Annotated in this window: 21 protein-coding genes; 2 read left to right on the top strand and 19 right to left on the bottom strand. The window is 63.9% G+C overall.

Features of this window, described 5'->3' with window-relative positions:
• Positions 1-21 precede the first annotated feature (21 nt).
• From AB7532_RS12275 to AB7532_RS12185, 19 genes are all read right to left on the bottom strand, one after another.
• On the bottom strand, positions 22-1,332 hold the full coding sequence (locus AB7532_RS12275) for an ABC transporter substrate-binding protein (RefSeq protein WP_441235043.1): 1,311 nt from the start codon (positions 1,330-1,332) through the stop codon (positions 22-24).
• 299 nt (positions 1,333-1,631) lie between these two features.
• Positions 1,632-2,582: a sugar-binding transcriptional regulator gene (locus tag AB7532_RS12270; RefSeq protein WP_441235042.1), complete on the bottom strand. Its 951-nt coding sequence runs from the start codon at positions 2,580-2,582 to the stop codon at positions 1,632-1,634.
• 7 nt (positions 2,583-2,589) lie between these two features.
• Positions 2,590-3,249, bottom strand: a complete 660-nt coding sequence (locus AB7532_RS12265; RefSeq protein ID WP_441235041.1) for an HAD family hydrolase — start codon at positions 3,247-3,249, stop codon at positions 2,590-2,592.
• A gap of 404 nt (positions 3,250-3,653) precedes the next feature.
• Positions 3,654-4,844, bottom strand: coding sequence for a multiple monosaccharide ABC transporter permease (mmsB, locus tag AB7532_RS12260; protein WP_441235040.1), 1,191 nt, complete (start codon positions 4,842-4,844; stop codon positions 3,654-3,656).
• Positions 4,841-6,418 (bottom strand): multiple monosaccharide ABC transporter ATP-binding protein, encoded by a 1,578-nt coding sequence (gene mmsA, locus AB7532_RS12255; protein ID WP_441235039.1) that lies wholly within the window; start codon positions 6,416-6,418, stop codon positions 4,841-4,843. Before mmsA ends, mmsB begins: the two co-directional genes overlap by 4 nt.
• A gap of 211 nt (positions 6,419-6,629) precedes the next feature.
• Positions 6,630-7,703 carry a multiple monosaccharide ABC transporter substrate-binding protein gene (chvE, locus tag AB7532_RS12250; protein ID WP_441235038.1) on the bottom strand — a complete coding sequence of 358 codons (1,074 nt, stop codon included), beginning with the start codon at positions 7,701-7,703 and terminating at the stop codon, positions 6,630-6,632.
• Between the two features lie 69 nt (positions 7,704-7,772).
• Positions 7,773-8,651, bottom strand: coding sequence for an SMP-30/gluconolactonase/LRE family protein (locus AB7532_RS12245; RefSeq protein WP_441239254.1), 879 nt, complete (start codon positions 8,649-8,651; stop codon positions 7,773-7,775).
• On the bottom strand, positions 8,651-9,730 hold the full coding sequence (locus tag AB7532_RS12240; RefSeq protein ID WP_441235037.1) for an aldose epimerase family protein: 1,080 nt from the start codon (positions 9,728-9,730) through the stop codon (positions 8,651-8,653). Before AB7532_RS12240 ends, AB7532_RS12245 begins: the two co-directional genes overlap by 1 nt.
• Positions 9,731-9,732: 2 nt before the next feature.
• Positions 9,733-10,659, bottom strand: a complete 927-nt coding sequence (locus AB7532_RS12235; protein WP_441235036.1) for a Gfo/Idh/MocA family protein — start codon at positions 10,657-10,659, stop codon at positions 9,733-9,735.
• Positions 10,660-10,661: 2 nt separating this feature from the next.
• Positions 10,662-11,432, bottom strand: coding sequence for a FadR/GntR family transcriptional regulator (locus AB7532_RS12230; protein WP_441235035.1), 771 nt, complete (start codon positions 11,430-11,432; stop codon positions 10,662-10,664).
• The gene (yjfF, locus tag AB7532_RS12225) at positions 11,429-12,409 is read right to left on the bottom strand and encodes a galactofuranose ABC transporter, permease protein YjfF (protein ID WP_441235034.1); all 981 of its coding nucleotides are present in this window, start codon (positions 12,407-12,409) and stop codon (positions 11,429-11,431) included. Before yjfF ends, AB7532_RS12230 begins: the two co-directional genes overlap by 4 nt.
• A complete protein-coding gene (locus tag AB7532_RS12220) occupies positions 12,406-13,398 on the bottom strand; it encodes an ABC transporter permease (protein ID WP_441235033.1) in 993 nt (330 codons plus the stop codon). The genes yjfF and AB7532_RS12220 overlap by 4 nt, the downstream gene beginning before the upstream one ends.
• Complete coding sequence (locus AB7532_RS12215) at positions 13,395-14,939, bottom strand: sugar ABC transporter ATP-binding protein (RefSeq protein WP_441235032.1); 1,545 nt, start codon at positions 14,937-14,939, stop codon at positions 13,395-13,397. The genes AB7532_RS12220 and AB7532_RS12215 overlap by 4 nt, the downstream gene beginning before the upstream one ends.
• A gap of 118 nt (positions 14,940-15,057) precedes the next feature.
• Positions 15,058-16,023 (bottom strand): galactofuranose ABC transporter, galactofuranose-binding protein YtfQ, encoded by a 966-nt coding sequence (gene ytfQ / locus AB7532_RS12210; RefSeq protein ID WP_441235031.1) that lies wholly within the window; start codon positions 16,021-16,023, stop codon positions 15,058-15,060.
• A 358-nt stretch (positions 16,024-16,381) separates the two neighbouring features.
• Positions 16,382-17,554, bottom strand: a complete 1,173-nt coding sequence (locus tag AB7532_RS12205; RefSeq protein ID WP_441235030.1) for a fumarylacetoacetate hydrolase family protein — start codon at positions 17,552-17,554, stop codon at positions 16,382-16,384.
• Positions 17,555-17,678: 124 nt separating this feature from the next.
• Complete coding sequence (locus tag AB7532_RS12200; protein WP_441235029.1) at positions 17,679-18,656, bottom strand: HEAT repeat domain-containing protein; 978 nt, start codon at positions 18,654-18,656, stop codon at positions 17,679-17,681.
• Between the two features lie 2 nt (positions 18,657-18,658).
• Positions 18,659-18,892: a 4Fe-4S dicluster domain-containing protein gene (locus AB7532_RS12195; RefSeq protein WP_200454315.1), complete on the bottom strand. Its 234-nt coding sequence runs from the start codon at positions 18,890-18,892 to the stop codon at positions 18,659-18,661.
• Positions 18,893-18,920: 28 nt separating this feature from the next.
• Positions 18,921-20,663 carry a fumarate reductase/succinate dehydrogenase flavoprotein subunit gene (locus AB7532_RS12190; protein WP_441235028.1) on the bottom strand — a complete coding sequence of 581 codons (1,743 nt, stop codon included), beginning with the start codon at positions 20,661-20,663 and terminating at the stop codon, positions 18,921-18,923.
• Positions 20,664-20,765: 102 nt separating this feature from the next.
• Complete coding sequence (locus AB7532_RS12185) at positions 20,766-21,539, bottom strand: ferredoxin--NADP reductase (RefSeq protein ID WP_441235027.1); 774 nt, start codon at positions 21,537-21,539, stop codon at positions 20,766-20,768.
• Positions 21,540-21,739: 200 nt separating this feature from the next.
• Here AB7532_RS12185 and AB7532_RS12180 point away from each other — a divergent pair, with 200 nt between their 5' ends.
• Together AB7532_RS12180 and AB7532_RS12175 are read left to right on the top strand one after the other, a co-directional pair.
• The gene (locus AB7532_RS12180) at positions 21,740-22,048 is read left to right on the top strand and encodes a gamma-butyrobetaine hydroxylase-like domain-containing protein (RefSeq protein WP_441235026.1); all 309 of its coding nucleotides are present in this window, start codon (positions 21,740-21,742) and stop codon (positions 22,046-22,048) included.
• Between the two features lie 205 nt (positions 22,049-22,253).
• A complete protein-coding gene (locus AB7532_RS12175) occupies positions 22,254-23,027 on the top strand; it encodes a Crp/Fnr family transcriptional regulator (protein WP_441235025.1) in 774 nt (257 codons plus the stop codon).
• Positions 23,028-23,116: the final 89 nt, after the last annotated feature.

The following is a 23,116-nucleotide window of genomic DNA, read 5'->3' as shown; positions in this document are numbered from 1 at the left end:
CTCAGGAGGGAGAGCTCGGGTTCACTTGATGTAGCCGGCGCGCTTCATCTCGCGCTCGGTCACCGATTGCGCCGCGGTGAGCGCGGCATCGACCGTCATCGACCCGGCAAGAGCGGCCGAGAACTGCTGGCCGACCTGTGTGCCGATGCCCTGGAATTCGGGAATCGCGGCATATTGCACGCCGACATAGGGCACCGGCTTCACCGTCGGTTTGTTTGGATCGGCCGCGTCGATCGAGGCCAGCGTCAGCTTGGCGAAGGGCGCGACCTTCAGGTATTCGTCGTTCTGGTAGAGCGAGGTCCGGGTGCCCGGAGGCACATTGGCCCAGCCCTCCTTCGAGGCCACGAGCTTGGTGTAGTCCTTGCTCGTCGCCCAGGCGATGAACTTCTCGGCCGCCTCGGTCTTCTTGGAGCCGGCGGGGACCGCGAGATTCCACGCCCACAGCCAGTTGGCGTTCTTGCCGAGCCCGGTGTTGGGCGCCAGCGCAAAGCCGACCTTGTCGGCGACCTTTGAATCCTTCGGATTGGTGACGAAGGATGCCGCCACCGTGGCATCGATCCACATCCCGCACTTGCCGGCGTTGAACAGGGCGAGGTTCTCGTTGAAGCCGTTGGAGCTTGCGCCGGGAGGGCCAGCGTCTTTCATGAGGTTCACATATGTCGTGAGCGTCGCCTTCCATTCCGGCGTGTTGAATTGCGGCTCCCACTTCTCGTCGAACCAGCGCGCGCCGTAGGAGTTTGCCATCGCGGAGAGAAACGCCATGTTCTCGCCCCAGCCGGCCTTGCCGCGCAGGCAGATGCCGTAGGTGCCGGCACTCTTGTCGGTCAGCTTTTTGGCGGCGTCGATGACGAAATCCCAGGTCGGCTTCTCCGGCATCTTCAGGCCGGCCTTCTCGAACAGATCGGTGCGGTACATCACCATCGAGCTCTCGCCATAGAACGGCGCGGCATAGAGCTTGCCGTCGGCGGAGACGGCGTCCTTGATCTTGGGCAGCAGGTCGGCGACGTCGTAATCCGCGCCGAGATTGGTGAGCGGCACCAGCCAGCCCTTCTTGGCCCAGATCGGCACCTCATAGGTGCCGATGGTCAGCACGTCGAACTGACCGCCCTTGGTGGCGATGTCGGTGGTGACGCGCTGGCGCAGCACGTTCTCCTCCAGCGTCACCCATTTCACTGAAATGTCCGGGTTCTTCTTGGTGAATTCGCTGGTCAGACCCTGCATGCGGATCATGTCGCCGTTGTTGACGGTGGCGATCGTCAGGGTCGTTTCGGCCATAGCCGGGACGGCCAGCAGGACAGACGCGCCGCAGATGGCGCCGAGGAATCGTTTCACGGTGACCTCCCTAGGATTCGCGCTTTTGAGTATATGCCCACGCGTTGAGCGTATGTTCGACGTCGGCGGGACGGTTGTCAAGCAGGCGTGCAGGCGTTCGCGCAACTTATGAGTGCTGCGGTGCGGGAAGTCGTGCCCCAAACGTCGGTGTCATGCCCCGCGAAAGCGGGGCATCCAGTAATCCGTGCAATCAGTTGGTTTGCCTCAAGAGAGGCCGCGGCGTACTGGATCGCCCGCCCCAGTGCGCATGCGCACAAGGCGGGCGATGACGGCGGTGTGTGCGGGAAGACCGCCAGCCCCTACCGCTCCAGAATAGCCTGCGCGGTGGCCTCGTCCGTGATCAGGCCGTTGATCAGGCGCCCGTTCAGCGCAGCCGTAATCGCCTGCACCTTCGCTGCGCCGACCGCGGCGGCGATCGTTGCCGTCTTGACCGGCACTTCCGGCGGGATGCTGGTGAGGCGCTTGTTGGTGCCGGCCTTGAGCAGGCGGCCCTTGGAATCATAGGCCCAGCCGGTGATCTCGCCGATGGCGCCCTGCCGCATCATCTCGAACAATTCGTCGCGGGTGACGAAGCCGTCGACATGGACCTGCGCCTTCTGGTCCATCTGGCCGATGCCGACGAGGCGCAGATCGGCCTTGGCCGCGACCGCCTTGACCTTCGCGATCGGCTCGATCCGCACCATCTTGTTGCGTTCGTCCTCGGAGGACATCAGGAACGGCAGGGGCATCGGATAATGCCGCGCACCTGTGCGGTCGGCGAGCCGGCCGACGGTGTCGTAGAAGCTCGCCGAACCGTCGGCGGAGATGTTGCCGACCAGCGAGACGATTTGATGATTTGGCCGGTCGATCGGCGTGACGCGCTCAACCGCGGCGCGCACTGCCCGCCCCGTACCGAGCGCGACGATCACGGGCGTCTCCGAACGCAACGTCGCGTCGAGCAAATTGGCGCAACGCTCGGCAATGCCTGCGGTGGCCTGCGGCGCCGCAGGATCGGCCGGCACGACCTCACAATGGCTGAGGTCGAACCGCTCCTTCAGGCGCGCGGCCAGCTCCATGCAGGCCGCGATGGGATGCTCGAGCCGGAACGTGATGAGGCGCTCGGCGAGGCACAGCGAGACCAGCCGCTGAGCGGAGGCGCGCGAGACCTGGAGCATCTTTGCGATCTCGTCCTGGGTGTGGCCGGCAATGAAATAGAGCCAGCCGGCGCGCGCGGCATCGTCAAGCCTCGATTTTTCGTTCTCGGCGGCCATGAGGGTGTCAGGCGTCCTTCCAGAAATTGGCCATCTGCGCGAAGACCCGATCGGCTCCCGCTTCGGACAATATAGCCTGCCCGTCGCGCCCGCGATAATGGCTGCCGCCGACAAATCCCCAGACCGTCATGCCGGCGGCTTTCCCCGCCTGCACACCGCTGACGCTGTCCTCGATCACCAGCGTGCGTCCAGGTTGCGCACCCATCTTCTCCGCCGCGTGGAGAAAGAGATCCGGCGCCGGCTTGCCGTGCCTGACCATTTGTGCGGTGTAGATGCGGTCGCCGAGGAGCGGCGCGAGGCCAGTGACATCAAGCGACAGCGAGACGCGGTCGAGGTCGCTCGACGAGGCGACACAGCACGGCACCTTCAATTCGGACAGCACGGTGCCGATGCCGCGGATCGGCTGGAGTGCCCCGGCAAACGTCTCGAGCACGCGCGCCTTGAGGCGTGGAAGGAATTCGACAGGCAGAACCTGCCCCAGATCGCGGTAGTGATGATCGATCGCCTTCGTGCTGCGTCCAAGGAAGAGTGCGAGCGCCTGCTCCACACCGAGGTGAAAGCCGAACTCCGCCAGCACTTCGGACAGACAGCGACAGCTGAGCAGCTCGCTGTCGACGAGCACGCCGTCACAATCGAAGATGATCAGTTCTGGCCGGCCCGGGTCCATCCGAACATTCGATCATATACTCATAGCCTGAGCAATAGCTCGACGCAAAGAGCCTTCCACCCGCTCTCAACTGTCCCGGTAGCGCGTGCACGTCAACGGCCCACCGGGCCATGGCGTGGTCTTGTTCAAAACAGAAAAAATGCCCCGATCAGCAGGCCTACGGCAAAGGAGCAAAGCCCCAGGGTCGAGACGGAAACGATGCGGACAAGGGCGCGAAGCCGGTCCGCGTACTCCTGCTCCGTCATCTCTCGGTACTGAACTGCCATCGGCACCGCCCTGCCCGGCTTTGTTCGATGCGACGCGATCTAGGACCCTCAATCATGGTGAAGCCGAGGCATTGCTGCCCGGCCGCAATGCCAATGCCGTGATCGAATTCCGGCAATAGCGTCGAAACTGCTCGCTGCTCAACGCCTCTGATTATACACGTCGATGCATACCGCGCCCAGCAGCACCAGGCCCTTGATGACCTGCTGATAGTCGATGCCGATGCCGAGGATGGACATGCCGTTGTTCATCACGCCCATGATCATGGCACCGACCACGGCGCCGCCGACGCGCCCCACCCCGCCATAGGCCGAGGCGCCGCCGATGAAGCACGCCGCGATGACGTCGAGCTCGAAGCCCAAACCTGCCTTGGGCGTCGCGGTGTTGAGGCGCGCGGCGAAGACGAGGCCGGCAAGAGCTGCGAGCACACCCATGTTGACGAAGGTGAGGAAGGTCAACCGCTCGGTCTTGATGCCCGACAGGCCTGCCGCCTTGGCATTGCCGCCGACCGCATAGATCTGGCGGCCTATCACGGTGCGGCGGGTGAGGAAGCCATAGAGCGCGATCAAGGCGCCCATGATCACCAGCACGTTGGGCAGGCCGCGATAGGTCGCGATCAGGTAGGTGAAGTACAGCACCGCACAGGCCAGCACGACGCTCTTGCCGAGGAAGAACGCGTAGGGCTCGACCTCGATGCCGTGCGACAGCTCCCGCGTGCGGTTCCTCGCGCTGGCATAGACGAGGCCGAGCGCCAGCACCGCGCCGATCAGCATCGACGTCGGATGCAGCGTGCCGGCTTCGGGCAGCAATTCCGGAATGAAGCCCGACGACAGCTTCTGGAAGGTCGGCGGGAACGGTCCGAGCGACTGTCCCTGCAACACCGCCAGGGCCAGGCCCTTGAACACGAGCATGCCGGCCAAGGTCACGATGAATGACGGGATATTGAAATAGGCCACCCAATAGCCCTGCGCCGCACCGATCGCCGCACCGACCACGAGACAGATAATGAAAGCGAGCGTGTAGTCGACCTTGTAGGTCACCATGAGAACAGCCGCGACGGCCCCAACGAAGCCTGCGACCGAGCCGACCGAGAGGTCGATATGCCCGGTCACGATCACCAGCAGCATGCCCAGCGCCATGATGACGATGTAGCTGTTTTGAAGAACCAGATTGGTGAGGTTGAGCGGCTGCAGCAGCGTGCCGCCGGTCATGACCTGGAAGAACAGCATGATCGCGATCAGCGACAGCAGCATGCCGTAATTGCGCAGATTATTCTTGATGAAGCTGCCGTGGCGGCGCTCCTCAGGCAGCGAAACCGTCTTGTCGGTCATGGCTGCGACCCTCCCATCTCCGCGGCCTCAGGCACGCCGTTTCCGTTGCTTCTTTCGTTGCGCATGATGGCGCGCATGATCTTTTCCTGCGTCGCGTCCGGGCCTTTGAACTCACCGACGAAGGCGCCGTCGTTCATGACGCAGATGCGGTCGCAGATGCCGAGCAGCTCGGGCATCTCGGAGGAGATGACCACGACGCCGCGGCCGGCTTCCGCGAGCTCGTTGATGATACAGTAAATCTCGTATTTGGCACCGACGTCGATGCCCCTTGTCGGCTCGTCCAGGATCAGCACCTTGGGGTCGGTCATCAGCCATTTCGACAGCACGACCTTCTGTTGGTTGCCACCGGAGAGCTGGCCGGCCTCCTGGTAGACGTCGGAGCAGCGGATGCGCATGCGGTTACGGTAGTCGCTGGCGACCTTCAGCTCGGCGATGTCGTCGATCACCCGGCCCGGCGCAACCTGATGAAGGCTGGCGAGCGTGATGTTCTTGCGGACGTCGTCGGCGAGGATCAAGCCGAGCTGCTTGCGGTCCTCGGTGACATAGGCAAGGCCGGCGTCGATCGCAGCCGCGACGCTCGGCAGCGCGATCTCATGGCCCTCAAGCCCGATTCGCCCGCTGATATTGGTGCCCCAGGATCGGCCGAACAGGCTCATGGCGAACTCGGTGCGCCCTGCCCCCATCAAACCGGCAATGCCCACGACCTCGCCGCGCTTGACGCTGAAATCGATGGTCTTGATGACCTGCCGCTCGGGATGAATGGGGTGAAAGACCGACCAGTTCGCGACCTCGAGCACAGGCTCGCCGATCTTCGCGCTACGTTCTGGAAAGCGGTGAGCAAGATCGCGGTTGACCATGCTGCGGATGATGCGGTCTTCCTGGATCGGCTCGGCAAGGCAATCGATGCTGTCGACGGTACGGCCGTCGCGCAGCACGGTGATGTGGTCGGCGACCTTGGCGACCTCGTTAAGCTTGTGCGAGATCAGGATCGAGCCGATGCCCTGCTCGCGGAACGCCATCAGGCGTTCGAGCAGCGCGGCGCTGTCGGCCTCGTTGAGGCTCGCGGTCGGTTCGTCCAGGATCAGCATCCGCACGCGCTTGGAGAGTGCCTTGGCGATTTCGACCAACTGCTGCTTGCCGACGCCGAGATCGGTGATCAACGTATCCGGCGATTCCTTCAGGCCGACCTGTGCCAGCAGATCCCGCGTGCGCCGGTAGACCTCGTCGCGATCGATCACGCCGAGCTTTGACGGCGGATGCGACAGGAAAATGTTCTCGGCGATCGACATCAGGGGAATCAGCGCCAGCTCCTGATGGATGATGATAATGCCGAGCGCCTCGGAATCGTTGATGTCGCGGAAACGCCGCTCCTCGCCTTCGAAGACGATGGTGCCCTCGTAGCTGCCTGCCGGGTAGACACCGCTGAGCACCTTCATCAGCGTGGACTTACCGGCACCGTTCTCGCCGACAAGCGCGTGAATCTGCCCGGTCTCGACCGAGAAGTTGACGTCACGCAGCGCCTGCACGCCTGAAAAGCTCTTGCTGACGTTGCGCATCTCCAGCATGGCGGTCATGGCGTCGAATCCTCAAATTGGTCGGATGGTATCGCGGCATCCACGTCGTCATTGCGAGCGCAGCGAAGCAATCCAGAATCTTTCCGCGGCGGCGGACTGGATTGCTTCGCTGCGCTCGCAATGACGGAGTACATGGCAACCACCACCCGTGTGCAGAGAGAGCCTCACCCCTCCCTCTCCCCGCAAGCGGGGAGAGGGAGAAGAGAGATGCCTACTGGAACTGCGACTTCTTGTAGTAGCCGCTGTCGACCAGAAGCTTCTCCCAATTATCCTTGTACACCACCACCGGCTTGAGCAGATAGGACGGTATGGTCTTGACGCCGTTCTCGTAGGTCTTGCTGTCGTTGACCGTGACCTGCTTGCCCGCGAGCGCCGCGTCGACCATGTCGGCGGTCACCTTGGCGAGATCGCGGGTGTCCTTGAAGATGGTCGAGTATTGATCGCCACGCAGCATCGCCTTGATCGAGGGCACCTCGGCATCCTGACCGGAAATGATCGGCATGGGCTGACCGGCGCTGCCGTAACCGACGCCCTTCAGCGAGGAGATGATGCCGATCGAAAGGCCGTCATAGGGCGAGAGCACGGCGTTGACCTTCTTGTTGCCGTAGTAGGCGCTGAGCAGATTGTCCATGCGGGACTGCGCGGTGGCGCCGTCCCAGCGCAGGGTGGCCACTTTGTCCATGCCCATCTGGCCGGAGGCGACGACGAGCTTGCCGCTGTCGATGTAGGGCTTCAGCACGCTCATCGCGCCGTTGTAGAAAAAGTAGGCATTGTTGTCGTCGGGCGATCCGCCGAACAGCTCGATATTGAAGGGACCTTTGCCCTCCTTCAATCCGAGGCCCTGCTCGATCGATTGCGCCTGCAAAACGCCGACCTGAAAATTGTCGAAGGTCGCGTAATAATCGACATTCGGCGTGCCGCGGATCAGGCGGTCATAGGCGATGATGGTGATGCCTTTTGCTTTTGCCTGCTTGAGCACGTCTGACAGCGTGGTGCCATCGATCGCCGCGATCACCAGCGCCTTGGCGCCCTTGGTCACCATGTTCTCGACCTGCGAGAGCTGGTTCGGGATGTCGTCCTCGGCATATTGCAGGTCGGTGTTGTAGCCGCGCTCCTTCAGCACCTTGACCATGTTGTTGCCATCGTCGATCCAGCGCGCTGACGACTTGGTCGGCATGGCGATGCCAACCGTCGCCTTGTCCTGGGCGGAGGCGGTAACGCCTGCGGCCATCATCGCAGCGCCGGCCAGCGCCAGCGCCAAAAATGTGGTCTTCAGTTTCAGCATGTTTCACTCCCTTGGGTGTCAGACAGTTTCTTGGTGTGGTCGAGAACTTGGGTGGGTGGTGTTGGTCTCCTATGAGAGCTTGACGTCGGGCTCTGCGCGACCGCGCGCGGAAGCCTCCAACAAGAACGTGCAGCCGGCCTGCGGATCGGCCTTGCGCGCCGTCGCGTCCATGTCTTGCCAGGCCGAAGTGACGAGCAGGCGCGACAGACCAGGGCCAACGAAGGCGGGACAGCTCGACTGCTTGGCCGGCACGCTGAGAGAGCGCAGGCGCTCGCCTTGCGGCGAATAGACGTCAACACGGCTGGCGCCCCAGCAGGCGTTCCAGATCTGCCCGTCGGCGTCGCACACCGAGCCGTCGAGGCCGCCGACGCCGGTGTGGCGCAGCAGCACCTCCGGCTCGCCGCGCGGCAGGCCCGTCGCGGGATTGAGCGGCACCGAATAGAGCACCGCGCGCGCCGTGTCGGTGAAATAGCCGGTGGCGCCGTCAGGTGAGAAGCAGATCGAATTGGGAATGCTGATGCCCGGAAACAGCGTCGAGATCTTGCCGCGATGGAACGCATAGATCGCGCCTGCCCCTACTTCCGCCTTGCGCCCCATGGTGCCGATCCAGAACGTGCCGGACTGGTGCACGCGGCAATCGTTGGAACGCGTCGCTTGATTGTCCGCTTCAAGCGGACAGAGCAGCGTCATCGCGCCGTCGGCAACGTCGCGAATGTAGAGACCGTCCTCCGCGACAATCAACTGCCGTTCGGCATCGATGCGGCCGAGCGCGCTCGCCGTCCGCCCAAGCGCGTGGACGCGAATGCTGCCGGTTCCGAGATGCGCCTCGAACAGCCGCCCTTCGCGGATGTCGAACCACCAGGCGGTGTCGGCGGCCGCATCGTAGGTCGGCCCCTCGCCGAGATGGCAGGGATGGTCCGAAAGGACAGTCGTCGGCACCTCTTCCATCATGGCGACCTCACCGCAAAGCGATAGACGGTGTGATGGCGATAGATCCCGCCGGGGTCGAGGCGCGGGCTTGGAAAGTCCGGCCGATTTGGCGAATTGGGCCACATATGCGGCTCCAGGCACATGGCATCCGACTGCCGGATCAGCTTGCCGCCCTTGCCCGAGATCGTGCCGTCGAGATAGTTGCCGGAATAGACCTGAAGGCCGGGCTGATCGGTGAAGAGCTCCATGATCCGCCCCGAGCGCGGCGCCTCCAGCCGCGCAGCGAGGGCAAGCTTGCCGTCGCGCCCGAGACAATAGGTGTGGTCGTAGCCCTTGCCGTTACGCAATTGCTCGTGGCTCTCGCGGATGCGCGCACCGACAGCCTGCGCGTCGCGAAAGTCGAACGGCGTGCCGGCAACGCTGCGCGGTGGCTCCGGCAGCGGGATCGCGGTGGGATCGATCGCGAGGAAATGGTCGGCGGCGACCGACAGGCGGTGATCGAGAATGGACGTACCCGAGGTCGCGCCCTCCAGATTGAAGAAGCTGTGATTGGTCAGGTTGACGATGGTCGGCCGATCGGTCCGCGCCTCCATGATCAGCGACAGCTCCGCCGGGCCGGTGACAAGATAGGTCAGGCGAACGTCGAGCTTGCCGGGATAGTTTTCTTCGCCGTGCGGGCTCGTATAGGTCAGCGTGACCGCCGGCTCGGTGCCGTCGTCGATCTCGGCGATCTCCCAGAGCTTGCGGTCGAAACCATCAAGACCGCCATGCAGCGCATTCGGGCCATTGTTGACGGGAAGCTGGAAGGTCTCACCGTCGAGCGAGAACTGCCCGTTGGCGATGCGGTTGGCGTAGCGGCCGACGGTGGCGCCGAAAAACTTTCGTTCGGCCAGATAGCCGGCGAAGGCATCATGGCCGAGCGCGACGTCGTCATAGTTTCCCTTGGCGTCAGGCGCGATCAACGCCTGGATCACCGCACCATGGGTGATGATGCGCGCCTCGAACCCGCCCTCCCCGCGCAGCACGATGCGCTCGACCTTGCGACCGTCAGGCAGCGTTCCAAAAACGTCTTTTTCCAGTTTCTTCGAGTCAGCCATGTTCAATCCACAAACGGTTCGACGATTGTGCGCTTGCCGAGCAGGAAGGCGTCGGCGACGAGACGAAGCGGCGTCAGATCGACATCGCTCTCGCCTGACGCCGCCAGCTTGACGAAGCGCTGGTACAGTTCGCGATATTCCTGATCGGGCGCTTCGGCAACGGCTTTGCCGTCAATCGCCATGATCCGGCCGCCGCGGGACAACGCCATCCGCCCCTCGTCGGTTTCCGCGACGATATCCCAGCTCTGCGGCCCGGTCCGGCGGAAATCGAATTCGGCCGTAATCGGCAGGCCGCCGATGTCGGTCAGCGACAGGTTCGCGGCGATCGGCGCCTGGCAATTGGCCGGAAAAGCCAGCTCGGCCGCGGTGACAAACACCTGAGACGGCAGGATGCGGGTCAGGATCGAGAGCGCGTTGATGCCGGGATCGAACACGCCGAGCCCGCCGGGCTCCCAGATCCAGGCCTGCCCGGGATGCCAGACGCGGACGTCTTCCTTCCAGTTGATGTGCACGGACCTGATCCGGCGCGCAGCGAGCCACGCGCGCGCCGGCTCGACCGCCGGTGCGTAGCGCGAATGCCAGGTCGCAAACAGCGTGCGTTTTGCTGTGGCCGCCATCGCAATGAGCGGATCGAGCTCGGCAACACCCGTGCCGGGCGGCTTTTCCAGCATGACATGCTTGCCGGCGGCAAGCGCCGCGGCCGCCTGTGCGCGGCGGACCTGGGGTGGCGTGCAGAGCGAGACCGCATCGATCGGCGGTCCCTTCTCCAGCAATTCCTCGATGGTCGAAAAATGCGGCAGGTCCGGCAGCGAGGCATTGCGGCTCGCGACAGCCGCAAGCGTTGCACCGGGTACCGCGGCAATCGCGCCGACATGCTGGTCCCGCGCGATCTTGCCGAATCCGACGATGGCGATGCGAAGTTCGGTCACGCTTACTCTCCAGTATCCGCGGATGGCACCGGGGCCGGCGGTGCAATCTCGATCACCGTGCCCTCGTGGCGGCTCATACCGTTGTGAATGACATAGACCATTGCCTCTGACGCACCCTCGGCATCGCCGGCCGCGATGGCATCGACGATCTTCTGGTGCCAGAGCAATACGGTGTCGCGATCTTCCGCCTCGACCGGAGCGCTGAGCAGGAACGACGCACGTAATGCAGCCTCGATCACGTGGCCGATCGAGCGCATGAACAGATTTCCGGAGGCGTGCGCCACCGCGACGTGGAGCGCGAGATCGGCGTCGGCAAAGCCAACGGAATCGGAAGCCTCAAGCCGCATGCGGTCCATACAGCGACGAAGCTCGACGAGATCGTCCTCGGAGCAATGCGTCGCCGCCAGCACGGCGGCGCGAGGCTCGACCGCAAGGCGAATCTCGGCGAGATCGTTGAGGAAGCGCTTGTCGATGCCGGCATCGAGGTGCCAGGCCAGCACGTCGGCGTCGAACATGTTCCACGCGGCGCGCTCGCGCACGACGGTGCCGACCCGCGCCTTGGTGGTGAGCAGGCCCTTGGCGACCAGCGTCTTCACGCTCTCGCGCAGCACTGGCCGCGACACGCCGAACATCGCGATCATCTCGGCATCACCCGGCAGCCGCGTCCCCTCGGCATAGCGGCCTGCGATGATGTCGACGCCGATCGAGCGGGCGACTTCCGCATGGTTGGAATGGGCCCGTCGCGTCGGGATGACGACGATGCGCGAAGTCATGAGGCTGCTCCCGCGCGCTTCGCCACCGGTCGTCGCGCCAGCGCGACCAGCCCCTGCTGCAAGGCGATGAAGGCGAACAGCAAAACCCCGGTCGCAATCTTCGTCCACCAGCTCGACAGCGTACCGTCGAAATTGATGTAGGTCTGGATCATGCCTTGAATCAACACACCCAGGAAGGTGCCGATCACCGAGCCTTGCCCGCCCGTGAGCAGCGTGCCACCGATCACGACGGCCGCGATCGTGTCAAGCTCGACGCCGACGGCGGAGAGCGAATAACCGGCGCTGGTGTAGAAGGAGAAGACGATGCCGGCGATGCCTGCCAGCAGGCTCGACAGCATGTAGATCTTCACCGTCATCTTGCCGACGGCAACACCCATCAGGCTCGCCGTCGCCCGGCTGCCGCCGAGCGCATAGACATTGGCGCCGAACCGGGTGAGACGCAGCAGCAACGCTCCGCCGATCACGATCACGAGCATGATCATCGCGATCGCAGTCAATCGTCCGCCGCCGGGCATACGCAACGCAAAGTCCGACACGGTCGAATAGACCGGTGCGGTGATCGGCACCGATTCCGTCGAGAGCAGGAAGCTTGCGCCACGGGCCAGGAACATGCCGGCGAGCGTCACGATGAACGGCGGCAGATCGAAGACATGGATGACCGCACCCATCGCCGCGCCAAAAGCCGCCGAAAGCGCGAGGATGGCGACGAAGGCGACCAGCGGCGGCACGCCCCAGCGCTCGATCGCGAGCGCTATGAACACGGTGGTGAAGCCGATCACCGAGCCGACCGAGAGATCGATGCCGCCGGAGATGATGACGAAGGTCATTCCGGTCGCGACGATGCCGAGAAAGGCGTTGTCAGTGAGGAGATTGCCGACCACACGGGTCGAGGCGATGTTGGGAAATTGGATGGCGCAGGCTGCGAAGCCCGCGACGAGCACGATGGCCGTGATGAGGACGGGCGGCAGGCCTTTCATGGTTTCGTCCTCCGCAGCCGCGCGGCGACGCCGGCAATCCCTGAGAATTTTGGCGATTGCAGCAGCAGAACCGCGAGCACCACCACCGCCTTGACCAGCAGGTTGAACTCCGGCGGATAGCCCGATAACAGGATTCCGGTGTTCATGGTCTGAATGATCAGTGCACCGAGCACCGCAAGGACGAGACTGAAACGGCCGCCGAACAGCGAGGTGCCGCCGATCACCACCGCCAGGATCGCGTCGAGCTCGAGCCAGAGGCCGGCATTATTGGCGTCTGCACCCATGATGTCAGCCGCTGCGATCACGCCGGCAAGCGCCGCGCAGATGCCGCACCAGACATAGACCGAAAGGATCATCGCGCGCGTGCCGACGCCGGCAAGCTCGCTCGCCCGCGCATTGCCGCCGGTTGCCTCGATCAGCAGCCCGAGCGCCGAGCCGCGCACGACCGCGCCGGTCAAAATCAACATGCCAAGCGCAATCGCGACCGGCACGGGCAGGCCGAGAATGGCGCCGTTGCCCATCCAGACCAGATCCGGCGAGGAGAACGTCACGATCCGCCCTTCGGTGATGAGCTGGGCGATGCCGCGCCCCGCCACCATCAGGATCAGGGTCGCCACGATCGGCTGCATGCCGAGTACGGCGACGAGAAATCCGTTCCACAATCCGCAGACGAGGCCCGCACCGAGCGCGGCAGCCAGCACCACTGGCAAGCCGTGACTATCGGCGAGGCTCGCCGCGATCGCGCCCGAGATCGCCATGATCGCGCCGACCGAGAGATCGATGCCGCGCGTGGCGATCACCAGCACCATGCCGAGCGAAAGCAGCGCGACCGGCGTGCCGCGATTGAGCACGTCGATCAGGCTGCCGAAGAGACGGCCATCCTGGAGGCGAAGGTCGAAGAATTGCGGCGACACCACGCGGTCGACCGCAAGGATGACGATCAGCGCCAGGATCTGGGCAAGGCCGCGGCGCGGCAGCAGCGCTGTCATGTGTGAGCCTCAAGCGCAACAGTGACGCTATCGGCGGCAATGGCGGCAAGAATGTTGCCGACGTCGATCGCTTCGCCTGCGAGCTCCTCGACATGGGCGCGGTCGCGCAGCACCACGACGCGGTCGGAATACGTCACGATTTCATCCAGCTCGGAGGAGATCACCAGCAACGCGAGGCCATCGTCGCAGAGCTCCCGGATCAGGCGGATGATCTCGGCATGCGCGCCGACGTCGATACCGCGCGTGGGTTCATCCAGCACAAGGAGCCGCGGCGAGGTCGCGAGCCAGCGCGCGAGCAAGACCTTCTGCTGATTGCCGCCGGACAACAGCCCGACCGGACGCTCCGGATCGGGCGGACGGATGTCGAGCATTTTGACGTAACGGCTCGCGATCTCGTCCTGCTCACGCCGGGACAGCGGCCGATGCAAGCCGCGCTTGGCCTGGAGCGCGAGCACGATGTTCTCGCGCACGGTGAGTTCGGCGACGATGCCGTCGGTCTTGCGCTCCTCCGGGCAATAGCCGAAGCCGTGGCGTACACCGTCGCGCGGTGACTGGAGCCGCACAGGCGTGCCTTCGACCCTCGCCTGCCCGCCATCGGCACGCTCGGCGCCGAACACCAGCCGCGCCGTCTCGGTGCGGCCGGAGCCAAGCAGGCCGGCAAGGCCGACGACCTCGCCGTGGCGCAGTTCGAGATTGAACGGGGCGACATAGCCGGCCTTGCCGTAATTTTCGAAACTGGCGCAGACCTCGCGCGACTGATGTTCGCCGGCAGCGGCACGGGCGCTGGTGGTTTTCGCCAACTCGCGGCCCAGCATCATCCGGATCAGCTCGAGCCGCGGCAGCGAGGCCGTCTCGCGTTCGCCGACCAGTCGGCCGTTGCGCAAGACGGTGATGCGATCGGAGATCTCGTAGACCTGGTCGAGGAAATGGCTGACGAAGACGATGCCGATGCCGCGCTTTGCGAGCTTGCGCATGATGCCGAAGAGAACCTCGACCTCGTGACGGTCGAGGCTCGCGGTCGGCTCGTCCAGGATCACCACGCGCGCGGAGAGATCCACCGCGCGGGCAATCGCGGTGACGTGCTGGATCGCCACCGAATAATTGCCGAGCGGCGCGGCAACGTCGATGTTGAGGCCGAAATCGGCAAGCAGCGCTCCAGCGCGGCGCCGCATCTCGCTCTCCCGCACGATGCCGAAACGCATCGGCTGGCGGTCCAGGAACAGGTTCTGCGCCACGGAGAGGTTCGGCAGCAGATTGACCTCCTGGTAGACGGTCGCAATGCCGGCAGAAACCGCGGCCTTGGCCGAGCGCGGCGCGACCTCTTCGCCACCGAGCCTGACGATGCCCGCATCGCGCGGAAACACGCCGGTGACGACCTTGATCAGCGTGGATTTGCCGGCGCCGTTCTCGCCGAGCAGCGCATGGATCTCGCCGGCGCGAAGCGTGAAGTCGACTTCCTGCAACGCACGCACTGCACTGAAGCTCTTACTGATCCCGCGCACCTCCAGCAACGGCGGAGCAGGATCAAGGCCGTTCTCCATGGCAAATTCACTCCCACCGGTGCCCGCCTCCAAGGCGGACACCCAGCCTATTCGTTCGCACAGCAAATTCGAAGGGGGGGTGCCGGACCACAAGATGCGGTCCGGCGAGGTGGCCGCCTCAGTAACCGAGGCCCTTCTTGCTGTCGTATTCCTTCTGCGGATTGTCGGCGGCGGTGAGCAGCCTGGATTCGGTCTGGATCCATTTCGGCGGGACGGTGCCCTTTTCCTTGAACGCCGCGACGACGTCGAAGGCCGGACCCGCCATGTTCGGCGTCAGCTCGACCGTCGCATTGGCTTCGCCCGCAACCATCGCCTTGAAGATGTCGGGGACCGCATCGATGGAGACGGTGAGGATGTCCTTGCCCGGCTTGAGGCCGGCTTCCTTCATCGCCTGGATCGCGCCGACCATCATGTCGTCATTGTGCGCGTAGACCGCGCAGATGTTTTTGCCGCCGCCTTCGGCCTTGATGAAGCTTTCCATGACTTCCTTGCCCTTGGCGCGGGTGAAGTCGCCGGTCTGGCTGCGCACCACCTTCAGGTTGGCGTGCTTGGCAATCGCGGTGTCAAAGCCTTTCTTGCGGTTGGCGGCGACGCTCGCGCCGACCGTGCCCTGCAATTCGACGATGTTGCAGGCCTTGGCCCCGACCGTCTTCGCCAGCCAGTCGCCGGCGACCGCGCCTTCATGCACGCTGTCGGACGTCACGGCAGTGAGATAGAGCTCCTTGCCGGAGGGATCGATGTCGCGGTCGAGCAGCACGACCGGGATCTTGGCCTCCTTGGCTTCCTTCAGCACCGAATCCCAGCCGGTCGAGACGACGGGGGCGAGGAAGATCGCATCGACATTCTGCGCGATGAAGGAGCGGATTGCCTTGATCTGGTTCTCCTGCTTCTGCTGGGCATCGGCGATCTTGAAATTGACCTTCCGCTTGGCGGCTTCCTGCTTGGAGACCGACGTCTCGGCCGCGCGCCAGCCGGATTCCGATCCGATCTGCGAGAAGCCGATGGTGAGCTCGGCGGCATTCGCCGGCAGCGCGAGCAGCAGCGCGGACGTGGCGCTGGCCGCAAAGAGGGCTTTGAGGGTCATCAGGCGTGTCTCCCAAGTGATTATCTCGGCACCGGTTGGTAGAATGGCACCCGCAGGCCAGCCTTTTGCGGCGGCGGGAGGGACTATTTCACGGAAGAACGGCTCCGTATAGTCATATTATCTGACTATTTGGACACAGATACAGATGTGCAGGGGGCGCGCGCAGATGACACGCCAAGCGCGACTTTGTTCCACAGATGCAACGCGGAGATGAAAGAGTTTTTTTGGCGATAGCTCGCCCAGCAACGCGTCATGCCCGGGCTCGTCCCGGGCATCCGCGATCCTTGCACAGCGCCTGAAGACGTGGATGGCCGGGACAAGCCCGGCCATGACGAAAGCGAGGTGAAAGCGCCGACCGCTAGATCAACTTCCGCTGCGCCAGGCTCTTCATCAGCGCGCCGATGCCGAACGTCCAGGGCTCGCATTCGTCGCTGGTACGCATGCGGTTGACGAGCTTGCCGAGCTGGGGCGCGGAGATCGTGACGATGTCGTCGCGCTTGTGGGTGAACCCCTGCCCCGGCGCATCGCGATCCTTGACCGGCGCGAACATGGTGCCGAGGAACAGCACGAATCCATCAGGGTATTGATGCACCTTGCCGATCGTCTGCTCGACGAGGTCGGTCGGGTCGCGGCTGATCATGCTGATCGAGGAATGGCCGTCGAGGACGAAACCGTCGGCCCCCTTCACGTTCAGGCTGATATCCAGCTTGCGCGCATCGTCGAGCGTGAAAGTATCGTCGAACAGGCGCAGCAGCGGGCCGATCGAGCAGGAAGCGTTGTTGTCCTTGGCCTTCGACAGCAGCAGCGCCGAGCGGCCCTCGAAGTCGCGCAGATTCACGTCGTTGCCGAGCGCGCCACCGACGATCTTGCCGCGGCTGGACACGAACAGCACGAGCTCGGGCTCGGGATTGTTCCAGGTTGACTTCGGATGCAGGCCGGCATCCATGCCGGTGCCGACCGAGGACAGGGTCGGCGCCTTGGTGAAGACCTCCGCATCGGGGCCGATGCCGACTTCGAGATACTGGCTCCAGGCGTTCTGGTCGATCAGCACCTGCTTCAGGTGCATGGCCTGATCGGAGCCCGGCTTGAGCTTCGACAGATCGTCGCCGATCAGCCGCGTCACTTCCTTGCGGATCGCTTCGGCCGAGGCCGGATTGCCCTTGGCTCGCTCCTCGATGACGCGTTCCAGCATCGAGATCGCGAAGGTGACGCCGGCCGCCTTCAGCGTCTGAAGATCGACGGGCGCAAGCAGCCACGGCTTTTTCGAGTCGCGCTTGTCGGGCGCCGTGTTGGCAACGATGGCTTCGAGATCGCCGATGCGCTCGCCCTTGACCGCGGCAATCGCCCTGGCCGGATCGTCCTCTTCGCAGAGTGCGCTGACCGTCGGAAATTTCGCGGTGACGTCGAAGACCCCGTCGGCGCGGATGGCAACCACGGCCGGACCATTCGCCTGCGGCAGCCAGACGCGGCCGACCAGCGTCCCCTTCGTTCCATCCTCGGGGAGAAGGTCTTTAACGGACAGTGTCGTCATGGCCGGCGTCCTCGCTGTTTTTCGAACCGGCCCCGTTCACACGGCGGCCGATCCCATTGGCGAAGACCAATAAACGTCTGGCGAGGGAAGTCCAGACCGGCAGCGAAGAGCCGCTATGCCCCTGCTATGCGCCTGCCCGCGCCTTGCGGGCCGCGATCTGCTGCAACGCCCAGCGTGCGTTCTTGCGGACGTCTGGATCGCCATCGTCGGCGATGACGGCCAGGAACGCCTCGCCGTCGGGATGGGCGATCTCGCCGAGCGCGGCCGCCGCTTCCTTCCGCAGATTGGCCTGATCATGATTGACGCAGTTGCCGATCGGGCGCACCGCGCGCTCGATCTTCATCTTGCCGAGGCTGCGGATCGCCTTCAGCCGCACCTGCCAGAACTCGTCGGCGAGCGAGCCAACCAGCTGATCGGCGGCAAGCGAACCGTTGACGTTGAGGCCGAGCGTTTCCGCCGCCATTTCGCGGACCATCCAGTCGGAGTCCTTCAGCGCGCGCGTGATCGTTTCGGCCGCCGGCTTCAGGTGCGAGAAGGCCAACGCGCTCACGGCAGCGCGACGCACATGCGCGTCGGGATCGTTGATCAGCGCCGTCAGCGCGGGAATGGACTCTTCGAGCTTGAGAAAGCCGATCACGCCGATCGCCTGCACGCGCACGGCGGCATCGGAGTCCTGAAGCGCTTCCAGCGCCGGCTTCAGCGTGTCCTTGCAGCGCAATTCCTTCAGCGCGCGCAGCGCACCCATGCGGACGAAGGCGTGGGCGTGCTTGACCAGCGGCAGGATGATTCCGGCGCAGGCGGGATCCTTGAACTCGGCCATGCTGTCGGCCGCGGCCGAAGCAACGATCCTTTCGGGATCGACCAGCAGCTTCACGAGCGCGCTCGCGGCCTCCGGCCCGTCGAACTCGCCGAGCGCCATCGCAACCTGCTGGCGCACGCCGGCGTCGGGATCGGCCACCATGTTGGCGAGATGGCCGACGGCTGCGGGATCGCCGGAATGCCCGAGCGCGATGATGGCGACGCGACGCTCGGCGGGATCGGCGGCCTGGAGCCGCTCGTCGGCGTCTTCAAGATCGTCGTAGGATTCGAACGGGCTCGACATGATCACCTCAACAGATAGGGAATGTTGACGGTGACGGCGCCGGTCGGGCAATCGGCTTCGCAAGGCATGCAGTACCAGCACTCGTCATAGGCCATGTAGGCCTTGTTGGTCATGTCGCTGATGCGAAGCACGTCGAGCGGGCAGACGTCGACGCAGACGGTGCAGCCCTTGTCCGCGATGCATTTGGCGTCGTCGACGACCACCGGAACCGATGTCTGATGGGACGCGAGAGGCATTTGATGTCTCCTGTTATGGTACGGTGGATCAGGCGGTCGCGCGGATGCGCTGCTTGTCGTAGAGATCCTTCTCGTCATCCGCGATCGGGACGACATAGGGCTCGACGGCACGCTTCTCGCTGGTCATCTTTCCGTCCTGCTTGCTCAGCAGCGTGTGGCAGAACCAGTTCTCGTTGTCCTTTTCCGGGAAATCCGTGCGCCAGTGATAGAGCCCCCAGCGGCTCTCCTCCCGGTAGAGCGAGGCGTGCGCCGCCATGTCGGCGCAGTCCATGATCGACTGCACTTCGAGGGCGCGGAGCAGCTCGTGCGCGTTGCGCGCGATCATGTGTTCCTGCATGTCCTGCCGCGTTTCGGCGAGGCGGCGCATGCCGAGCTCGTATTTGCGCGTGACCTTCGGCGGCTGGAGATAGTCGTTGACGAGGCGGCGGGTCTTGTACTCGACCTGGTTTGGCGGAATGCCGTCCTCGCGTTTGGTCGGCGCCATCACGCGGTCGCGCTCCACCGCGACATCGGCCGCATCGAACTCCGCAAAGTCGTGATTGTCGGCAAATTCCATCGCGTCGACCCCGGCAACCGCGCCGTTGGTGAAGGCGCCCAGCATGTAATTGTGCGGCACGCTCGCCATGTCGCCGGCGGCATAGAGGCCGGGCACGGTGGTGCGCGCATTGTCGTCCACGAACACGCCTGAGGCGCTGTGGCCCGAACAGAAGCCGATCTCGGAGATATGCATCTCGATCGACTCTTTCCGGTAGTCGACGCCACGACCTTGCTGGAACAGGCCGCGGGTCGGCCGCTCCACCTTGTGCAGCGTCGTTTCGATTTCTTCGATCGTGTTCGGATGGAGATGCTTGAGCTGGAGGAACACCGGCCCCTTGCCGGAGAGCAGCTCGTTGTAGAACTCCAGCATCATCTGGCCCGACCAGTAGTCGCATTCGATGAAGCGCGAGCCCTCGTTGTTCGCGGTAAAGGCGCCGAAGGGACCGGCGACATAGGCGCAAGCCGGCCCGTTATAGTCCTTGATCAGCGGATTGATCTGATAGCATTCGAGGTTCGCGAGCGCGGCGCCGGCGTGATAGGCCATCGCATAGCCGTCGCCGGAATTGGCAGCGTTCTCATAGGTCCCGAACATGTAGCCCGAGGTCGGCAGGCCCAGGCGGCCGGCGGCCCCCATGCACAGGATCACGGCCTTGGCCTTGATCACCAGGATTTCGGCCGTGCGGGTGTTGACGCTGATCGCGCCGGCAATGCGGCCATCGGCGGATTTCAGCAGCCGCGTCGCCATGTAGCGGTTGGAGATCAGGATGCGGGCACGGCGAAGCTGGCGGTAGAGTGCCTTCTTCACGGTCTCGCCGTTCGGCATCGGCAGAACGTAACTGCCGATGTGGTGCACCTTCTTGACGGCGTAGTCACCGTTCTCGTTCTTCAGGAAGCGAATGCCGAAACTGTCGAGCTCCTCGACGATCTTGTAGCAGTTCTGCGCGTATTTATAGACCGCCTTCTGGTCGACGATGCCGTCATTGGCGATGGTGATTTCCTTGGTGTACTGCTCCGGCGTCGCATAGCCGGGGATGACGGCGTTGTTCAGTCCGTCCATGCCCATCGAGATCGCACCGGAGCGCTTGACGTTGGCCTTTTCGAGCAGGACGACATTGGCCTTCGGATTCTTCAGCTTCGCCTTCAGCGCTGCCATCGGGCCGGCCGTGCCACCGCCGATCACCAGCACATCGCAGGAAACCTCCGAAAGTCCGTCGACGATCTCATCTAGTGCCATCGCTTGCTCCTGGTCCGCCGATAGCCGGCGCCTTTGCATCAGATTTGTTCAGGGGGCTTTCCGGCGATAGCAATTAGTTGTCGCCGCGGGCCGATTTGCGCCTCAACGCTCGACAAAGGCCTTTTCGATCACGAAATGGCCGGGCCGGCTGTGGTTGCCTTCGACAAAACCGCGCGCAGAGAACATGGCAGGGAGTTCCTCTAGCATGGCTGGGCTGCCACACAGCATGATGCGGTCGGTCTCGATATCGAGGCCTGACAGCCCGATGTCGTCGAACAGCTGGTTGGAGGCGATCAGGTCGGTAATGCGGCCGCGATTCCTGAAGGGCTCGCGGGTGACGGTCGGATAATAGACGAGCTTCTCGCGGATCAGCGGTCCAAAGAATTCATGATTGCGCAGGCCGCCGACGACGTGCTCGCCATAGGCCAGCTCCGAAACCTGGCGGCATCCGTGAGCAAGCACGATGGTCTCGTAATTCTCGTAAACATCAGGGTCCTTGATCAGGCTGGCGAACGGCGCGAGACCCGTGCCGGTCGAGAGCAGCAGCAGGCGCTTGCCCGGAATGAGATTGCCGGTGATCAGCGTGCCCGTCGCCTTGCGGCCGACCAGGATGATGTCGCCTTCCCTGATCTTCTGGAGCTGCGAGGTCAGCGGGCCGTCTTGCACCTTGATCGAGAAGAATTCGAGCGCCTCCTCGTGATTGGCACTGGCCATGCTGTAGGCCCGCATCAACGGCTTGCCGTTGACCTCGAGGCCGATCATGGCGAACTGGCCGTTCTGGAAGCGAAAGCCGGGATCGCGCGTCGCGGTGAAGCTGAACAGGCTGTCGGTCCAGTGCCTGACCGACAAAACCGTTTCCTTCTGGAATGCGCTCATGGTCTCTCCTTTCCCATCGTTGGCTCGCAACGTCTCGGAGAGAAGAGAGTCCGGCAATTCGGAAGTGAAATTCCTGGTTGATTAGTTTCAAATTTGGCCGGCGGTGATCGAAGAGCAGGCAGGCGTGCCAAGCTTGTGCCGGCAATTAGTTGCTATTCGCGGGCGCGGGCGTCGACGTAGAAAGGCGTCGGAGGTTCGTCATGACCTTGACCCTGGTGGCGCCGACCGTGACCGACTATGAGACAAGCGCCGATCTTGCGACGCTCCTCGTGCGCACCACCGAGGGTGATGCGCTCAGCGTGCCTGCCGAAACACTCCGCCTCTCCTGCAAATGCGCCCACTGCACCCGCGCCCGCTTCGACGGCCGCTTCCCGGAGCGATTTCCGGGCATCGCGATCACCGACATCGGCGATCTCGGCTATGGGCTGAACATCTCGTTTTCGGATGGGCACAACAGAGGGATTTATCCGACGACGTATCTGCTGAGCTTGGCGGACGTTAAGGGCTAGATCGCCCCACACACTCCGCCGTCATTCCCCGCGAAAGCGGGGAATCCAGTACGCCGCAGCCCCTCCGCATCCCATTGACGTCTCTGGAATACTGGATCGCCCGCCCCAGTGCGCAAGTGCGCACAAGGCGGGCGACGACAGCAGAGTGAATCTGGCACGGACATTGCTCCTCTTTAGAACGATTTCAACGTTCCGGAGGCGGCTCATGTTGCAGGCGGCGAATGCGGGTCGCGGGGCTATTCCCCCGGCAATCCGGCCTTCGGGAAGTTCCTCGCTGCTGCTCACCGAGAACCAGCAATGGATCGGCGGGCCGCCGCCGTTGATGGACAAGCTGACGCCACGCGAGCGCGAGCTGGTGCTGAGGCAGGGCCGGCGAAAGGTGCTCAACCGCGGCCAGACGCTGTTCAGCCAGGGCGGCAAGCATGACGGCATCTGGCTGATCGAAAGCGGCCGCATCCGCGTCTTCTACACGTCCCCGCTCGGACGCGAGATCACGCTGGCCTATTGGCATGTCGGCAATTTCGTCGGCGGGCCAGAAGTCTTCGAAGGGACCGTGCACCAATGGTCCGGCGTCGCATCCAGCAATTGCAGCGTGGTTCATCTGCCCGGAAAGGAACTGCGATCGCTTGCCTTGGAGATCCCGAACCTCGCGATTGGTCTCATTGAGGGCCTGACCTTCAAGGGCAAATGCTACTCGGCGCTGGCCCAGATGCTGGGAACGCGCTCGATCACGCAGCGCCTCGCGCATCTCCTGCTGCATCTCGTCGAGCTCTACGGCGTCGAGGATGCCGACGGCCGGGTGATCGCCGCCGCGTTCACCCATGCCGACATCGCCCACATGGTCGGTGCGACCCGGCAATGGGTCACGATCAGCCTCAAGCGCATGCAGGAAAAGGGAATCGTCGTCAGCAGGCGGTCGCAGATCGTGGTCTGCCGGCCCGACGTGCTGGAGGAGATGCGCGGCCAAGGCGGCGACTAGCGTCGGTGCACAGGCAAGCGGCTTTATAGTGCAGGACTGCCCAAGGAGTATGCAATCAGCTTTTCCCGGCAACTAATCGACTGCGGCGG

Source organism: Bradyrhizobium sp. 930_D9_N1_4, assembly GCF_052076015.1.
Classification (GTDB): domain Bacteria; phylum Pseudomonadota; class Alphaproteobacteria; order Rhizobiales; family Xanthobacteraceae; genus Bradyrhizobium.
This window is presented reverse-complemented; position numbering and strand designations above follow the sequence as displayed.

Excerpts from the sequence above, each read along its gene's own strand:
- chvE (WP_441235038.1), bottom strand. The coding sequence starts at position 7,703 with ATGCTGAAACTGAAGACCACATTTTTGGCGCTGGCGCTGGCCGGCGCT.
- AB7532_RS12180 (WP_441235026.1), top strand. The coding sequence starts at position 21,740 with ATGACCTTGACCCTGGTGGCGCCGACCGTGACCGACTATGAGACAAGC.
- AB7532_RS12175 (WP_441235025.1), top strand. The coding sequence starts at position 22,254 with ATGTTGCAGGCGGCGAATGCGGGTCGCGGGGCTATTCCCCCGGCAATC.
- AB7532_RS12240 (WP_441235037.1), bottom strand. The coding sequence starts at position 9,730 with ATGGCTGACTCGAAGAAACTGGAAAAAGACGTTTTTGGAACGCTGCCT.
- AB7532_RS12245 (WP_441239254.1), bottom strand. The coding sequence starts at position 8,651 with ATGGAAGAGGTGCCGACGACTGTCCTTTCGGACCATCCCTGCCATCTC.
- AB7532_RS12230 (WP_441235035.1), bottom strand. The coding sequence starts at position 11,432 with ATGACTTCGCGCATCGTCGTCATCCCGACGCGACGGGCCCATTCCAAC.
- AB7532_RS12270 (WP_441235042.1), bottom strand. The coding sequence starts at position 2,582 with ATGGCCGCCGAGAACGAAAAATCGAGGCTTGACGATGCCGCGCGCGCC.
- ytfQ (WP_441235031.1), bottom strand. The coding sequence starts at position 16,023 with ATGACCCTCAAAGCCCTCTTTGCGGCCAGCGCCACGTCCGCGCTGCTG.
- yjfF (WP_441235034.1), bottom strand. The coding sequence starts at position 12,409 with ATGAAAGGCCTGCCGCCCGTCCTCATCACGGCCATCGTGCTCGTCGCG.
- AB7532_RS12190 (WP_441235028.1), bottom strand. The coding sequence starts at position 20,663 with ATGGCACTAGATGAGATCGTCGACGGACTTTCGGAGGTTTCCTGCGAT.
- AB7532_RS12265 (WP_441235041.1), bottom strand. The coding sequence starts at position 3,249 with ATGGACCCGGGCCGGCCAGAACTGATCATCTTCGATTGTGACGGCGTG.
- AB7532_RS12185 (WP_441235027.1), bottom strand. The coding sequence starts at position 21,539 with ATGAGCGCATTCCAGAAGGAAACGGTTTTGTCGGTCAGGCACTGGACC.
- AB7532_RS12215 (WP_441235032.1), bottom strand. The coding sequence starts at position 14,939 with ATGGAGAACGGCCTTGATCCTGCTCCGCCGTTGCTGGAGGTGCGCGGG.
- mmsA (WP_441235039.1), bottom strand. The coding sequence starts at position 6,418 with ATGACCGCCATGCTGGAGATGCGCAACGTCAGCAAGAGCTTTTCAGGC.
- AB7532_RS12220 (WP_441235033.1), bottom strand. The coding sequence starts at position 13,398 with ATGACAGCGCTGCTGCCGCGCCGCGGCCTTGCCCAGATCCTGGCGCTG.
- AB7532_RS12205 (WP_441235030.1), bottom strand. The coding sequence starts at position 17,554 with ATGACGACACTGTCCGTTAAAGACCTTCTCCCCGAGGATGGAACGAAG.
- mmsB (WP_441235040.1), bottom strand. The coding sequence starts at position 4,844 with ATGACCGACAAGACGGTTTCGCTGCCTGAGGAGCGCCGCCACGGCAGC.
- AB7532_RS12200 (WP_441235029.1), bottom strand. The coding sequence starts at position 18,656 with ATGTCGAGCCCGTTCGAATCCTACGACGATCTTGAAGACGCCGACGAG.
- AB7532_RS12195 (WP_200454315.1), bottom strand. The coding sequence starts at position 18,892 with ATGCCTCTCGCGTCCCATCAGACATCGGTTCCGGTGGTCGTCGACGAC.